The organism is Vibrio sp. V09_P4A23P171, from assembly GCF_963875615.1.
Taxonomy (GTDB): Bacteria; Pseudomonadota; Gammaproteobacteria; order Enterobacterales; family Vibrionaceae; genus Vibrio; species Vibrio anguillarum.
Genome location: NZ_CAWNMR010000033.1, coordinates 114,145 through 128,622 on the forward strand (window position 1 = coordinate 114,145; position 14,478 = coordinate 128,622).

At 45.6% G+C, this 14,478-nt stretch carries 13 protein-coding genes; 5 read left to right on the top strand and 8 right to left on the bottom strand.

Features of this window, described 5'->3' with window-relative positions; translation table 11 throughout:
* The first annotated feature begins 29 nt into the window (after positions 1-29).
* On the top strand, positions 30-1,097 hold the full coding sequence (locus tag AACT23_RS11145; RefSeq protein ID WP_013856440.1) for a PLP-dependent cysteine synthase family protein: 1,068 nt from the start codon (positions 30-32) through the stop codon (positions 1,095-1,097).
* 57 nt (positions 1,098-1,154) lie between these two features.
* Here AACT23_RS11145 and AACT23_RS11150 read toward each other — a convergent pair whose 3' ends face one another.
* Positions 1,155-2,024, bottom strand: a complete 870-nt coding sequence (locus tag AACT23_RS11150; protein WP_013856439.1) for a Tim44 domain-containing protein — start codon at positions 2,022-2,024, stop codon at positions 1,155-1,157.
* A 178-nt stretch (positions 2,025-2,202) separates the two neighbouring features.
* Here AACT23_RS11150 and AACT23_RS11155 point away from each other — a divergent pair, with 178 nt between their 5' ends.
* Entirely contained in the window at positions 2,203-2,799 is a 597-nt protein-coding gene (locus tag AACT23_RS11155; RefSeq protein ID WP_017048569.1) for a TetR/AcrR family transcriptional regulator, read from the top strand.
* Positions 2,800-2,808: 9 nt separating this feature from the next.
* Positions 2,809-4,680 carry an MFS transporter gene (locus AACT23_RS11160; RefSeq protein ID WP_094128937.1) on the top strand — a complete coding sequence of 624 codons (1,872 nt, stop codon included), beginning with the start codon at positions 2,809-2,811 and terminating at the stop codon, positions 4,678-4,680.
* A gap of 195 nt (positions 4,681-4,875) precedes the next feature.
* Here AACT23_RS11160 and AACT23_RS11165 read toward each other — a convergent pair whose 3' ends face one another.
* A complete protein-coding gene (locus AACT23_RS11165) occupies positions 4,876-5,592 on the bottom strand; it encodes a hypothetical protein (RefSeq protein WP_017049087.1) in 717 nt (238 codons plus the stop codon).
* A 312-nt stretch (positions 5,593-5,904) separates the two neighbouring features.
* Between AACT23_RS11165 and AACT23_RS11170 the strand changes: the two genes are divergently transcribed.
* On the top strand, positions 5,905-6,303 hold the full coding sequence (locus tag AACT23_RS11170) for a thiol-disulfide oxidoreductase DCC family protein (RefSeq protein ID WP_013856435.1): 399 nt from the start codon (positions 5,905-5,907) through the stop codon (positions 6,301-6,303).
* Positions 6,304-6,308: 5 nt separating this feature from the next.
* Entirely contained in the window at positions 6,309-7,019 is a 711-nt protein-coding gene (locus AACT23_RS11175; protein WP_094128939.1) for an SDR family NAD(P)-dependent oxidoreductase, read from the top strand.
* Here the strand turns inward: AACT23_RS11175 and menE are convergent.
* The 6 genes from menE to AACT23_RS11205 all read right to left on the bottom strand — a co-directional run bounded on the left by menE (position 6,966) and on the right by AACT23_RS11205 (position 14,267).
* Complete coding sequence (menE, locus tag AACT23_RS11180; RefSeq protein WP_094128941.1) at positions 6,966-8,474, bottom strand: o-succinylbenzoate--CoA ligase; 1,509 nt, start codon at positions 8,472-8,474, stop codon at positions 6,966-6,968. The two genes, AACT23_RS11175 and menE, sit on opposite strands and share 54 nt — an antisense overlap.
* A complete protein-coding gene (gene menC / locus AACT23_RS11185; RefSeq protein WP_094128943.1) occupies positions 8,465-9,463 on the bottom strand; it encodes an o-succinylbenzoate synthase in 999 nt (332 codons plus the stop codon). The genes menE and menC overlap by 10 nt, the downstream gene beginning before the upstream one ends.
* A 94-nt stretch (positions 9,464-9,557) precedes the next feature.
* Positions 9,558-10,424 (bottom strand): 1,4-dihydroxy-2-naphthoyl-CoA synthase, encoded by an 867-nt coding sequence (menB, locus tag AACT23_RS11190; protein WP_029388087.1) that lies wholly within the window; start codon positions 10,422-10,424, stop codon positions 9,558-9,560.
* Between the two features lie 45 nt (positions 10,425-10,469).
* Entirely contained in the window at positions 10,470-11,258 is a 789-nt protein-coding gene (gene menH, locus AACT23_RS11195) for a 2-succinyl-6-hydroxy-2,4-cyclohexadiene-1-carboxylate synthase (RefSeq protein ID WP_094128945.1), read from the bottom strand.
* Positions 11,248-12,963, bottom strand: a complete 1,716-nt coding sequence (gene menD / locus AACT23_RS11200; protein WP_094128947.1) for a 2-succinyl-5-enolpyruvyl-6-hydroxy-3-cyclohexene-1-carboxylic-acid synthase — start codon at positions 12,961-12,963, stop codon at positions 11,248-11,250. Before menD ends, menH begins: the two co-directional genes overlap by 11 nt.
* Positions 12,960-14,267 carry an isochorismate synthase gene (locus AACT23_RS11205; RefSeq protein ID WP_094128950.1) on the bottom strand — a complete coding sequence of 436 codons (1,308 nt, stop codon included), beginning with the start codon at positions 14,265-14,267 and terminating at the stop codon, positions 12,960-12,962. The genes menD and AACT23_RS11205 overlap by 4 nt, the downstream gene beginning before the upstream one ends.
* Between the last annotated feature and the right edge of the window lie 211 nt (positions 14,268-14,478).

The following is a 14,478-nucleotide window of genomic DNA, read 5'->3' on the forward strand; positions in this document are numbered from 1 at the left end:
ACCCTCATAATAACGATGGAGAGAGAACCATGTGCACCGATCATCAATGGATTAACAACGCAATTCGAAAAATAGAAGCGGACTACCAACGCTCGGCCGATACTCATCTGATCAAGCTCGATTTGCCTTGTGTCGCTGGGGTCGATATTTATCTCAAAGATGAAAGTACGCATCCTACGGGTTCGCTCAAACACCGCCTAGCCCGTTCTCTTTTTCTGTATGCCATCTGTAACGGCTGGGTTGGCCCTGAAACTACTATCATTGAATCTTCATCGGGCAGTACTGCGGTATCAGAAGCTTATTTTGCCCGTTTACTAGGTTTGCCTTTTATTGCTGTAATGCCCAAATGTACTGCACGTAAAAAAATTGAGCAGATTGAGCTTTATGGCGGCCAAGCGCATTTAGTCGATCGCTCTGATCAAATTTATGCCGAATCACACCGCTTAGCCAAAGAACTGAATGGCCATTATATGGACCAGTTCACTTATGCTGAACGTGCGACCGACTGGCGTGGTAATAGCAATATTGCCGACAGTATTTTTAACCAAATGCAAATGGAAGATCACCCCGTTCCAACATGGATTGTAATGAGCCCGGGCACAGGCGGAACCTCAGCAACTATAGGCCGCTTTATTCGCTACCAAAAACACAATACCAAACTGTGCGTCGTCGACCCTGAAAACTCGGTATTTCATGATTATTTCAAAAGCCGAGACCCAAGCTTAACCTTGCAGTGTGGTAGCAAAATTGAAGGAATTGGTCGCCCACGAGTTGAACCGAGTTTTATTCCCGGCGTAGTCGATGAAATGCGTACCGTTGCGGATGCCGCCAGTGTCGCTACGATCTATTGGTTGGAAAAACTACTCGGCCGCAAAGCAGGCCCTTCTACCGGCACCAATCTTTATGGGGTTTTGCAAATTGCCAGTGAGATGAAACAACGAGGTGAAACAGGCTCCATCGTGACGCTGTTATGCGACAGCGGCGAACGTTATTTAGATACCTATTACTGTGCCGATTGGGTGAAAAGCAATATTGGTGATTTAACACCTTATCTTTCAAAATTAGAAGCCTTTGAAACGACGGCTAAATTAGCTTAGTGACCTAGCAAAACGCCCAAGACAAACTTGGGCGTTTTGGATCCATCGTGAAAAGTCTTAGCCTTGAATGCCGACAATCAACCAAGGTGCATTAGGTACGGTTAAATCACGCTCTAAATGCCACACATCATTAATATCTTCTTCAATGCCTTCCACGGAATCGCGGTAGCGGCCAGTAAACTGCAAACTCAACTGCGCTTTACTTGCATCGTAATCGGCGCGAACGACTTCAGCGTCTACGTACATCACATCTGTGTGCTGTTCACCGTTTAGCTTTGCGCGCTCTTGTTTTAAATCTTCAAACAAGCTCGCCGATACATATTCTTCAACAGTTTCAAGTTGGTTATGGTTCCAAGCACCTTGCAAAATACGGTAGTGCTCACGCGCACCATTAATGAAAGCGGCCTTATCAAAACCGGCTGGATAGTTATGTGGGATATCGCTGTGTGCATTCGCTCCAAAACCACCCGTGGCTTGAGGCTGTTGTTCAAAATTGTGCACGTTCGGCTGTTCAAACTCCGTTCGGTTATTCACGCCACCAAACGCAGGCTGCTGCCGATTCATGCTACCCTGCTTCGCACCAAGCATACCGCGCATCAGTTTAAAGAGCACAAAAGCAATCAGGCCGAAGATCAGAATATCCATAAATTGGATACCCTCAAACGCGCCGCCAAAGAAAGCCGCCAGTAGACCACCAGCGAGTAAACCACCCAGTAATCCGCCCATCAGACCTTTTTTGGTCGAACCAGCTTTACCTGCTTGATCTTGCTTAATGGTGTCATTTTTTTGAGTCTGCTGTTTGGGAGCTGGCGCCGTTTTATAGCTTTTACCAAACGATTTACCACCGCCAAATTTCTTTGCTTCTGCTATCGGTGTGATCGCAACAGCAACCATCAGCAATGCTACAAGGGAAAAAAAACGTTTCATGTTTTTCCTTAGGGTTATAATTATTGAGGCTTACTCATCATAACCACTTCGGATAGACAAGAAAACCGTTGCTTCTCGCAGACATGTATCAGAATATTGCAAATTAACCGTCCATAAGTTGACGCTTATACACCACCCCACTAGAATATCGAACGTTGTTCATAATTGATACGTAACCATGGCCAGACGAAACGATCACACCCGAGAAGAACTGATTGCATTGACACTCAAGACCGCGAAGCATTTTCTTCAAAATCACACTTATCACGAGCTCAGCCTGCGTAAAATCGCAACCATGATTGGCTACGTACCTAGCACTTTGGTCAATGTCTTCGGCAGTTACAATCTTTTATTGTTGCATGTGGTAGCTCAAACCTTGGATGAACTCTCTTCGCAAGCGAAAAAAGTGGTGGGTAAGTGTAGCGATCCAAAAGAAGCGTTGTATAAATTGGCCTATTGCTACCACGATTTTGCTCAGTTGCACCCCAATCGCTGGCAACTTATTTTTGAACATAATATGAATGGTGAACGACTTCCCCAGTGGCAAGCAGAGCGCATCGACAACATGACCGCCATGCTTGAAGGTTTATTGACCATCCTTGCTCCACAACACTCGCAACAAGAAGTGCTGCAAGCAAGCCGAGTCCTGTGGTCTGGCGTACATGGTATTACCTTATTAAGCGTGGATGATAAATTTTTCGCCGCCGAACCCATCGATGGGAAAGAGCTGATTGAAAACCTACTCTCAAACTATCTTAATCACTGGGCTCGATAAGGACCATCAATGAGTCAATCTCAATCTTCATTGCTGACTCAGCAACGATTTCTTCCGTATTTCATAACCCAGTTTTTTGGCGCATTTAACGATAACATCTTTAAAAATGTCTTGCTGCTATTGGTCGCGTTTGCTGGAGCGAACGTGTTACCGGTTTCCAGTAATTTATTTATTAACCTTGCCGCAGGGCTATTCATTCTTCCTTTTTTCCTTTTTTCTGCCTCTGCTGGTGTGCTTGCTGACAAGTACGAAAAATCCGCTTTCATTCGTAAAGTGAAATTGGCTGAAATTGGCATCATGTGTCTTGGCGCGATCGGTTTTATGACCGAGAGTTACGCCATTTTACTGTTATTACTGTTTTTGATGGGGACACAATCAGCCTTTTTTGGTCCAGTCAAATACGCTTTATTGCCGCAACAACTCAAGCCAAATGAATTGGTTCCGGGTAATGCGTTAGTGGAAACAGGCACATTTTTAGCGATTTTATTAGGCACATTGGGGGCTGGGCTCATTGCCTCGATGCCCTACACTAAATACGTGGCTGCTGGCGCGGTGGTGCTATTTGCGTTGTTAGGCTATTTAGCCAGCCGTCATATTCCTAAAGCCCCTGCTTGCGCACCCGATCTCGTTTTTCGCTGGCAGCCCATTAAGCAAACCAAGCAGACCATTGCGATTGCCAAACAAGACCGTACTATTTTCCAATGCGTAATGGCGATCAGTTGGTTCTGGTTTTTAGGTGCTGCCTACTTAACTCAATTTCCAAATTTCACGCATCACTATTTATATGGCACAGAGAGCGCCGTTTCTTTTTTGCTAGCACTGTTTTCTGTTGGCATTGCCACTGGCTCATTGACCTGTGACAAATTATCGCATCATAGAATAGAGATCGGCATCGTGCCTATCGGCAGTTTTGGCATTACATTATTTGGCTATTTAATGGCAACCTCCGTGCCAGAAAAATTACCTCAATTTACTGATTTTTATCAATTTATCAGCTACCAATCACTATGGCCGATGTTTCTTTTCCTATTGTTGATTGGCGTCTGCGGTGGCATCTTCATTGTGCCTTTATATGCGCTAATGCAGCAGCGTGCTAAAGTCACTCAACGCGCACAAGTCATTGCCGCTTTGAATATCTACAACTCACTGTTTATGGTGGCGAGCGCACTATTAGGGATTGTCTGTTTGAGCTTTCTTGAGCTTACGATCCCTCAGTTCTTCATTATATTAGCTTTGCTTAATGGCTTTGTTGCACTCTATTTATGCTACCAAGTCCCGGTCTTTTTGGTGCGATTTCTAATGTGGATGCTGACGCATACCATGTATCGAGTCAGCCACAAAAATCTTCATCACTTACCTGAAAAGGGCGGAGCACTGCTGGTGTGCAATCATGTTAGCTATATGGATGCACTGTTGCTGAGCGCGGTTTGTCCTCGCTTAATTCGTTTTGTGATGGAAGAGGATTACGCCAATTTGCCGCCACTTCGTCGCTTTTTGAAACGTGCAGGCGTGATACCTATTTCCGCAACGCGTCGCGGTTCTATCCGCCAAGCCTTTAACGATGTAGAACAAGCATTGGCAGAGGGGCATATCGTCTGCATTTTCCCAGAGGGACGGTTAACCGCGGATGGCGAAATCAGCGATTTCATGCGCGGGATGGATATTATTTTAAAACGCAGCTCTGTGCCTGTCATCCCCATGGCATTGAAGGGGTTGTGGGGAAGCTATTTTAGCCGTGCCAAAGGGCGCGCCTGCTGTGGGCTACCGACTCGTTTTTGGTCACATATAGAAATTGAAGCTGGCGAGCCCGTCCCCCAAAAAGAGGCAACAACACAAGTGATGCAACAAAAAGTCGCCGAACTCAGGGGGGATTGGCGTTAAATTGGGATTCAATATAACGTTCAGCAAAGCTTGCCTTGTGAGAAAAACGGGTAGTATACCTTGCTTTAAAGGCTGGGGGCTTAGCACCTGTAAATTAGCCAATGAATTGCAATGGATTGCTATTGTTAGGTATAAATTTGCACTTCTATTTTCGTATCGCTGCGGCACACCTTAACTGATGTTACTTAACATGAATCAAGCAGTGTATTGTGTAAGCCAATCTTCTATTGCGTGTGCCGTTAAAGTAGTACCGCTAGATGTAACAATCTTGTTCCGTTCTGCATGACCAGACAAATATTCGTTTATCTGAATTTCAACACTTCTATTGATCTGATTAGTAACACTCTTTCTCCACTCCACACTTGCTAGATCAACGTCAAGTTTTGCCTTGTCCACCTCGCTCATTAGCGCCGCTTGAAGCCCAGATTTACCCGTGTCTTTTCTATCTACCCGTATCCATTCTAAAAATTTTTTAGTGGTCTCTTTAACTTGGGCAGAGTTAACTTTTCTTTCTATCAATCCAACACCATAACATGCAAAATGTTGTTTTATTTCTCTTGTAGTAGGCTCATTCAGTAGGTTTTGTTTGTCTTTTAGAAGGTTCTTTAACGCATTAGAAACCGTTCCATGCACTCTCAAATCTATCCAATCGTTTACCTTCTTTTCAGAGTTAAAATTGGCTAATATCTTGACCCAATTTTCATCTTGACTCTTTTTATTTAAAACTATCATGATCCTATTTTTCATTTCCATTGGTGTTTTTTTGCTTACAAGCGTGTTTTCCAACCGCTTAAAGTCTACATTACGGATAGTTTTAACCTGCATTGTTTCTAATTTTTTTAATTCGCTCTGCGATAGATTGATTCTCGCAATCATCATAATATTTTTCAAAGGAGAGAAAGCTGTCGACATGATACACCTATTAATTAATTGACAAGTCAATCAACACCATTAACCACAGAGGGTTGAATATCACGAGATTTATTCTGAAATTTCCTGCCAATTTTTGCTCCTCAAAAACACACACGTTGAGGTAAATATCGACATCTACATGATTGCATTGATGAAAAACACGTATTAACAGTGCTCATAGTGGCAATTTAATGACACTTAGGTCATTTGTAACTCAAGTAAATGCTTCAGGATAAAGACCACTTTGATCTTATACTGAAGAGTGAACGTACAAATATATTATTAACGGGCTGTTAGGCTGACGACATACATATGAGTACCCCATCTTTAGTGATTTTTTTCGATGCGCAGTGTCCTTTATGCTGCAATGAAATGCGTTCATTAAAAACCTTCGATCACCATGGTCGGGTTCAGCTTATCGACATAAATGACGGCGATGCTATGCGTAGCTTTCCTTCTATCGACAAAAGCAAGGCGTTATCGATACTGCATGGCTTAGATCAACAAGGCAATCTGCTTTATGGGCTGGATGTGACCGTTCTAGCTTGGCGTTTAGTCAACAAACATCGCTGGTTATTCATCACGCGCTTGCCCATCCTAAAATGGATTAGCGACCAAATTTATCTCCTTTTTGCAAAACATCGCATGTCGATATCTCGCTGGTTTAGTCATGCTCAATGCCGTAATGGCGTTTGTAAAAACAGAGAGTGATAACAATGAAATACCTCATTATTGGCGCCTCAAGCATCATCGCCCAAGCTTTTATAAGGGAGCTCAAAGCGCAGACTTTAGCGCCAGAAATCGTTACCGTCTCAAGACAAAAATATCTCGCCCAATCCTCAAGCGAACATTTTCCAACCGACTACAGTATCGAATCAACGGCCTTGATTGCCAAAACATTGGCCGACATCGGGCATAAGTTCGATCAAATTGTGTTTTTTAATGGGCAACTACACAACGGCACCTATACACCGGAAAAGCGTATCTCAAGGTTTGACGAGTCTTACTTTCAATGGCTTTTACAATGTAACGTTTTGAGCCAAGTGCGTTGGTTTCAATATTTACCATCACTTATTGATCGTCAATCTTTTGCAAAAATTACGGTTTTTAGCGCGCGGATAGGTAGCTTAGAGGATAACCACAGTGGCGGCTGGTACAGCTATCGGATGAGTAAAGCGGCGCTAAATATGGCGACGAAAAGTTTTGCGATAGAGCTAGCTCGCACTCATCCCAACACACAAACTATTCTGTTTCATCCGGGAACCACCGACACCCCGCTTTCTAAACCATTTCAGCATAATGTGGCTAGCGATAAGCTCTTTGAACCGGAGTTTGTGGCTAAGCAACTTTATCAACTACAGCAAAAGGAAATGTTAGATAAGCCCGTCTGTTTTGTGGATTGGCAGCACCAGACCATCAAATGGTGATCGCTCATTGAGTGGTCGATAACGCAGCTGATGTTCGGTGAGCCATGTTTTTAAGGTCTTGCGCGATATTTTAATACCCGTTTCGCTCAAGTGATTTGGTATTAAAAAATAATCGAGAGGATATTTGAATCTTTCAAGCTTGCCATTGAGCCACTGCTCTAACGCCGCTTTTTCAGGCATCGCTTGGCATTGCAGCACAGCCACGCTGCGCGCGCCAAACTCATCATCATGCACAGGGATCACCATCGCTAAAGCGATGTCGGGGTGGTGAGATAATACCGCTTCAATCTCTTCACAATGAATGTTTTCGCCTCCAGTGATGAATTGGTTATCAACGCGGCCAATAATGCACAGCTCATCATTCTGCCAATGGCCAAGATCTTGGCTGTCGAACCATCCTTGTTCATCGATAAGAGGCGTGATTAAGCCTTGTTGGTAATAGCCACTCGCCATAGTTTCACCGCTAATGAAAATGCGTTGGCCTTGTAGTTTCACTTGCCGTTTAGGTAGCACGTGGCCAACACTCTGGCTTGCGTTAACACGTTTTGCTGTGACAGTGGAAGCCGCTTCCGTCATACCATAACCCACCCAAGTTTCAATGCCATGCTTTGCCGCCTGTTGGGCGAGATGGTTTGGGATATGGCCTCCGCCAAGCAGCACGTGCGTTAATGCGAGTGGTGTTTTACTGTCTAATAAACGCTTCAGTTGAGTAGCAACCAATGAAGCATGCGTAACATGAATTATATCTTGGGTGAGATCGCCGCTGCCGACTTTTAAGCAAGCACCAGCTACTAGCCAGCGATAAATAATGGCTAACCCAGACACATGATACATCGGTAAACTCAGCAGCCACGTATCATGGCAACTAAATGAAAATACCTCAAGTAAACCACTGGCTGACGACCAATGCTGCTGAAAAGTATGAATAACGGCTTTAGGAACCCCAGTAGAGCCAGAAGTAAAGATGATTGAGGCAAACTGTGGCTCAGCCTTGTTTACCATAGCGCTCGTGGGCGGCGAAACATGTTCGTTAGTAATATGTTCATGAGTAAAAAGCCGGATGTTAGCGTCAGCGAGCAATGAAGTTAGTTCATTCTCCTTGAGCTTAGCTCCTTCACCTAACCATAACCAATGTGGTTGATTCTCTCCGTATAAGGTACTGAGTTTCTTTTTCAGCAGCATCACAGGTTGTGGCATGGTGATGGCGCAGATCACGCCAAGTTTTAGCGACGCAAGGTAGATTAACACTAACTCAAGGCTGTTCTTACCCACTAACGTCAGTACATCTTGGTTCTGAAAACCTTGTTGCTGCATTGCAAAAGCATAAGCGTCAATACGGTTCGCTAACTGCTGCCAAGTGTAGGTTTGATTCGCCGTACGCAATGCGATCGCGTGCGGCGAATACAAAGCATGTTGTTGCCACGGCTTTTGGCAAAAGGAAACGCCTACTCGCATTGAGATTGCCAAACCACCGTTTGCTGTGCGAGCGTTTGTATCGGCAATGCGCTGTTGGGCCATGCGCTTTCGAGTTGTGCTTTAAACAAACTAATCGTATCTAGCCCCGGAATTTCATTAGGCAGTTGCCACTGCGCAAAACGAGCTAATTGGCAAAGCCCTAAGCTCGATTCGATGCTAGAGCTAATAACGGCTTGAATGCCTAATGTTTTAGCTTTTTCAATCAAAGCGATACAGCGCTGTACCGAGCCAATCAAGGTCGGTTTAATCACAATGGCTTTCGCTCCCGTCAGATCTTCTAGCTGAAAATCTGCACGGCGAACGGCTTGCTGTAAGGTTTCATCCCACGCAATCGCAATACCCGTATTGATAGCAAAAGCCAAGCTGTCACTGGGAGATGGACACGGCTCTTCCAAAAACGCAATGCGTTGACGCAGCGAAGGAGAAACATATTGGGCAAATTTTTCAGCTTTAGCGGGTGTCCAAGCTTGGTTAGCATCAAGACGCAATTGCAAATCAGGCATGGATTCTAAAAACAGATTTACGATCATCCCATCGCGAATCGCTTCGTACAGCCCAACTTTAATCTTCGCAACTCTATGATCGCCCGGTAGCGCATTCAGAAGCGGGATCAGTTCATCAGGGTCTCCCGAGCACAAAGGTGCTGCGTGATAGTGTCCGGCTTGAGGCAACCCACCATCCAGCTCTAACTCCGCCATCGACAAACCAAAGGCAACAGAAGGAAAAAGATCATCATAGGTAATAAGCTCACCACTAACCCAAAGCTGAAGCTGCGTTATTAACTGCTGCTGTGCTTGCTCAAGTGACTCTAAACTGAAACCGGGTAATGGGGCAACTTCACCCAACGCTGAACCGTGATCATCTTGTAATTCAATAATCAGACCTTCACGTTCTACCAGCTTCTGATTGCGGAGAATAACGCCGCTATCCATCGGTAAACAGTAGCGATACAGTGTTGCGCTGCGCATAATTTCAACCTTTTGTTCGATATTCGACTTTGTTCATTGAGACCACTAGCCCAAATCATCACGGAAAATTGGATGACTTGAGCCGATTTTACGCTTAAGGATTACGAGGGAATTTATTGAAATCAGGGCGGCGTTTTTCATTGAAGGCATTGCGCCCTTCTTGCCCCTCTTCTGTCATATAGAACATCATGGTTGCGTTACCCGCCAGTTCTTGCAAACCTGCTTGGCCGTCACAATCTGCGTTGAGCGCTGCTTTCAAACAGCGCAGCGCCATAGGGCTATGCTGCAATACTTCACGACACCAGCGAACCGTCTCTTTTTCTAAATCAGCTACTGGCACAACCGTGTTGACCAGCCCCATGTCCAACGCTTCTTGAGCATCATAAAAACGGCAAAGGAACCAAATTTCACGCGCTTTTTTCTGCCCAACGATACGGGCCATGTAAGACGCACCCCATCCACCATCGAATGAACCCACTTTGGGTCCTGTTTGACCAAACTGGGCATTTTCTGCCGCTATAGTTAAATCGCACATCATATGCAGCACATGGCCACCACCGACAGCCCAACCAGCCACCGCCGCAATTACAGGTTTAGGACAGGTACGAATTTGGCGTTGGAAATCGAGCACATTGAGATGATGCGTACCGGACTCATCACGATAGCCGCCGTAGTCGCCACGAATTTTTTGATCGCCACCAGAGCAAAATGCCGCTTCACCAAGGCCAGTTAGAATGATCACGCCAACTTGCTCATCATAACGCGCATCGGCCAGCGCACTGATCATCTCTTTAACCGTTTGTGGGCGAAAGGCATTACGCACCTGAGGGCGGGCAATCGTAATTTTGGCAATGCCATCTTGCGATTTGTGATAGTGAATATCTTCATATTCGGCGCTGCAGTTACTCCAGATGACTGGTGCATACAATTCTTGTTCAGTAATACCGACTGTTTTAGCCATGGTGCTTTCCATTGTTCTATTAATTATTGTTTTTGAACCAACGCGTTAGCATTGGCTGATAAATTCTTGAATAAGATGAGCAAATACTTCGGGCTGCTCATGATGGACATTATGCCCTGCAGCCCGCACTTGGCGATATTCGAAACCGCTTTGCTGTGCCAGATGAACAAACTTGCTGTCCTTCTCCCCACAAATATAGACCATTGGCAATGCGACTTGCTCAAGTTGTGCGAGCAGATAAGGCTGCTTTGCCAATGAAGTCGAAAGTAGCATGTGAGCCACTGCCACCCCAAGATTAGCACTGCGTTGAGTGACTAAAGTTTGTCTTTGCTCATGATTTAATGAAGAAAAAACGGGTTGATGATACCAATCGACCAAAACTCGCTCAATCTGCTCAGTTTGGAAACGATGTGCCCAATGGTGATCATTTTTCAATCGTTGCTCACGTTCAAAAGAACTCTGCAAGCCGAAGTTGCCACCCTCAACGATCAGACCTTGAATATTCAACGCCGAAAAACGCTGCATCGCCACGCCATACATTGCCAGCCTTCCACCAAGTGAATAGCCCACCAATACGATAGGTGTTTTTTCGCCAAGCTGCTTAAGCACGGTTGCAGAAATGTGAGCGCAGCACTCATCAAAATCATCACATAAGAGAGACTGACTACCGCCATGGCCGGGAAGATCAATCCATAATTGCGAGTATGGCGAAAGGAAAACCGCCGTTTTCGACCAATCTCGCCCACTGCCTAGTAAACCATGTAGAAAAACCACCACAGGCTCTACCGACGTCGAACCTGTGGTGGTGGTGCAATAAAAACGACTACAAAGCATAGACTTGCTGGGTAAATTGTGTGATTTGCTCACCGGCTTGCCCAGACGGCGTGGTCACTTCAACCAATAAGGTGCCAGTACCCTGCTGTAAATGTTCACGGACCAAGCTTTGATAAGCAGATAAGGTTTGCGGACAAGCATAACCTAAACGAAACTGCCGTGCGGCGTGTTCAAATTGGTAGCCATGGGGCATTTGGTACAAGGCGGTTTTGTGCGTTTTGGGAACGGGTAATAGATCAAAAATAGCGCCACCATCATTATTCACCACCACCAGCACCAGAGGCGTGCTGACTTGGCTAAGCAGAGCTAGAGAATTAAGATCATACAGCAATGACGTGTCACCAATAAATACCAACATTGGATTATGATTGGCTCGCTGTACTCCTGCGGCACTTGCCACTAAGCCATCAATGCCCGAAGCGCCTCGATTGGAGTAAACCGAACGTCCCTCAATTTGAGCAAACATATCGGCTAAACGGACGAACAAACTGTTGCCGATAAATAGGTCGGCCCCTTCGCTACGCTCGGCCATATCGAGCGCTAAACCAATCTCTGTAATGGAAGAGTCACCGTTCAAATGTAATTTAGCCAGTTGGGCAATCTCTTGCGCCACACTTTTTATCCGATCCGACCAACCCGCTTGCGCCGCACCTAAAGCCGTTAATTTACCAATATGCCGATCGACCCAGCACGCAATATCAGTGACAAACTGCTGTTGCATCAGATGGTTTTGATTATTACGTGCCATTTGGGGTGAAACGTAAATATACTGCACGTTACCCATGTGAGCATGGCTAGCTAGCCATTGAGTAAGCCGTTTTGAGACCAGCCGTGAACCGAATTGGATCACCACCTCACTTTCACTAAGCAGCTCACGTGCTCGCGCATTTTGCAACCATAAATCAAAATGCGCCCATTCGCTGCTCACGCCTGATTGTGGATCACATAAGACTGGCCAGCCGAGTTTGTTGGCAAAATGCTTGGCCTTCTTCGCTTCAGCTAACGTCAACGAACCAAGAATCACCAGCCCTTTTTTACTCAGCCATGCACCATCATCTAACGTTTTGGTTTCGGTTTGGTACTGGCGAGAGCTGAATGCTTGCTCACGCTGACGCCACGCTTCAATCACAGCCAAATAGTCCGCGTAAAGATCTACATCATGTTCGGCATAAAGTGGCTCGGGAAAGGGACAGTTAATATGTATTGCGCCACCCATGTGATCTTGGTTGGCCATGGACTCATCCACTGTGGTTAACAACCAAGTCAATGGGATAGTTGTCGATGGACTGGGTAGATTCACCGCCTGGGTGACATGTGATGAGTAAATACCTACTTGATTGATTGCTTGATTCGCACCGCATCCCACGAGCTCAACGGGCCGGTCAGCCGTGAGTACAACGAGTTTTTCACCCGTGAGGTGTGACTCAGCAATCGCTGGCAGTAAATTAGCCGCCGCCGTGCCAGAAGTGACAATCACCGCAACTGGATTTTGGCTCGCCTTAGCAAGACCTAAAGCAAGAAAGCCCAGCCCACGCTCATCAAAGTGAGTATGGATTGAGAGCTTGTGATTGGCGGCCGCCTCTAAGGTCAAAGGTGTCGAGCGTGAACCTGGTGCAATACAGATCTCTTGCACCCCAAGTCGAGTAAGCTCCTCAAGTAGCGTTTGGCTCCAAATTCGGTTCAGCACTGCTTGGTCATGCTTCATGACGCCACTCCTAGAGGAAAATGGTCGCTGATCAAACTCAGTAAGGTTGCCATTTTTTTGTCTAACTCTTGCCATTCATGCTCAGCAACTGAACCTGGAACAATGCCCGCTCCGGCAAACAGTTGGACCTGATTGTCCACCAGCAAAGCGCTGCGAATCGCCACACAAAACTCCGCTTGTTGATGGCTAAAATAACCGACTGAGCCGGCATACCAACCACGTGCAAAAGGCTCATTAGCCTGAATAAAATCCATCGCCGCTTTACGCGGCAGGCCAGCCACGGCCGCGGTCGGTTGTAACGCGTTCAGCAGTTGTACACCATTCACACCCTTTTTCAGCTGCGCATGGATACCCCGTTTTAAATGTTGCACTTTGCGCAAACGCACTAAACGGACTTCCTGTTCAACATCAACCCTTTCAGAATGAGGCGTTAACCGTTCAATAATGTCATCCACTACATATTGATTTTCATTAAGATTTTTACTGTCTTGAGTAAGCCAATGAGATAACTCCATGTCTTGGCTCGCATTTTCTCCCCGACCTATAGTTCCCGCCAGCGCTTCGGTATACAAAGTCTGCCCTTGACGAGCGTACAAACGCTCAGGTGTCGACCCCATAAAGCTGTGTTTTTGATCAAATGCTAATAAAAAATGAAAACTGTGATGATTGTGCGCCGCACTTGCCTTAAGCAACTGCGCCGCGCTTAACGGCTTATCTAAACTGAGTGTCGTTTGCCGCGCGAGCACCACTTTCTTAAACGCTTGATGACCAATTCCCTCAAGCACTTGATTGACCAACTGCTGCCACTTCACCTCATTAGGTTGATGGGTGACTTGTTTTATATGTGACGTCATACCACGTAACGGACTAACATCAAGTTGCAGTTTATGCAGTGCGACCAAGGTTCGTTGGCGTTCAGCGGTAATATTCGCCGCCAATGACCATTGACCATCACAGCAAATCAGCTCCATTTGCGGTAAAAAGAAAAATGAGGATAAACAACGGCGATTTTTGTCCGTATGCCCATCAAAAGAACGTCCACCCCAAACTCGCTGCTCCTGACCAAGAATAGCGTAGGCAGGTTCAGCCTCAGAAAAAGTATACAGCTGACCTAATGCCACTACTTCTTCGCGCGTATCACGTGACTGCCAATAAAATTTAGGGAAAATGGGTTGCGCTTCAAGCCAATCAATTGGCGCGAAAGGGGGAGCTTCTTGCAGTATTTGTACAAAACGAACGTCATCATCCTTCGCGTCGTTTATTTGCTCGATTAACCGAGCAATAGCTTGATGAAAATGCGACAAATCGACCTCGAAAACATTGAGACACGGACTCTACTGACGGCTACTCTATTTAGAGAGGGAAACGAAATCAAGGTTACGAGTTATCTTTTGCAGATTCCTGTGATAACGGGCATCCTCATCTGTATCCTAAAAGCGGACAGTGGCAGATTTTTATTCTATCAAACATCAATTTAGTGTAGTTTAATAAAGAAATTATTTATTTTTCAGGAAT

Excerpts from the sequence above, each read along its gene's own strand:
- menH (WP_094128945.1), bottom strand. The coding sequence starts at position 11,258 with ATGCTTTGTAGTCGTTTTTATTGCACCACCACCACAGGTTCGACGTCG.
- AACT23_RS11155 (WP_017048569.1), top strand. The coding sequence starts at position 2,203 with ATGGCCAGACGAAACGATCACACCCGAGAAGAACTGATTGCATTGACA.
- AACT23_RS11160 (WP_094128937.1), top strand. The coding sequence starts at position 2,809 with ATGAGTCAATCTCAATCTTCATTGCTGACTCAGCAACGATTTCTTCCG.
- AACT23_RS11175 (WP_094128939.1), top strand. The coding sequence starts at position 6,309 with ATGAAATACCTCATTATTGGCGCCTCAAGCATCATCGCCCAAGCTTTT.
- menD (WP_094128947.1), bottom strand. The coding sequence starts at position 12,963 with ATGAAGCATGACCAAGCAGTGCTGAACCGAATTTGGAGCCAAACGCTA.
- menE (WP_094128941.1), bottom strand. The coding sequence starts at position 8,474 with ATGCGAGTAGGCGTTTCCTTTTGCCAAAAGCCGTGGCAACAACATGCT.
- AACT23_RS11145 (WP_013856440.1), top strand. The coding sequence starts at position 30 with ATGTGCACCGATCATCAATGGATTAACAACGCAATTCGAAAAATAGAA.
- menB (WP_029388087.1), bottom strand. The coding sequence starts at position 10,424 with ATGGCTAAAACAGTCGGTATTACTGAACAAGAATTGTATGCACCAGTC.
- menC (WP_094128943.1), bottom strand. The coding sequence starts at position 9,463 with ATGCGCAGCGCAACACTGTATCGCTACTGTTTACCGATGGATAGCGGC.
- AACT23_RS11165 (WP_017049087.1), bottom strand. The coding sequence starts at position 5,592 with ATGTCGACAGCTTTCTCTCCTTTGAAAAATATTATGATGATTGCGAGA.
- AACT23_RS11150 (WP_013856439.1), bottom strand. The coding sequence starts at position 2,024 with ATGAAACGTTTTTTTTCCCTTGTAGCATTGCTGATGGTTGCTGTTGCG.
- AACT23_RS11170 (WP_013856435.1), top strand. The coding sequence starts at position 5,905 with ATGAGTACCCCATCTTTAGTGATTTTTTTCGATGCGCAGTGTCCTTTA.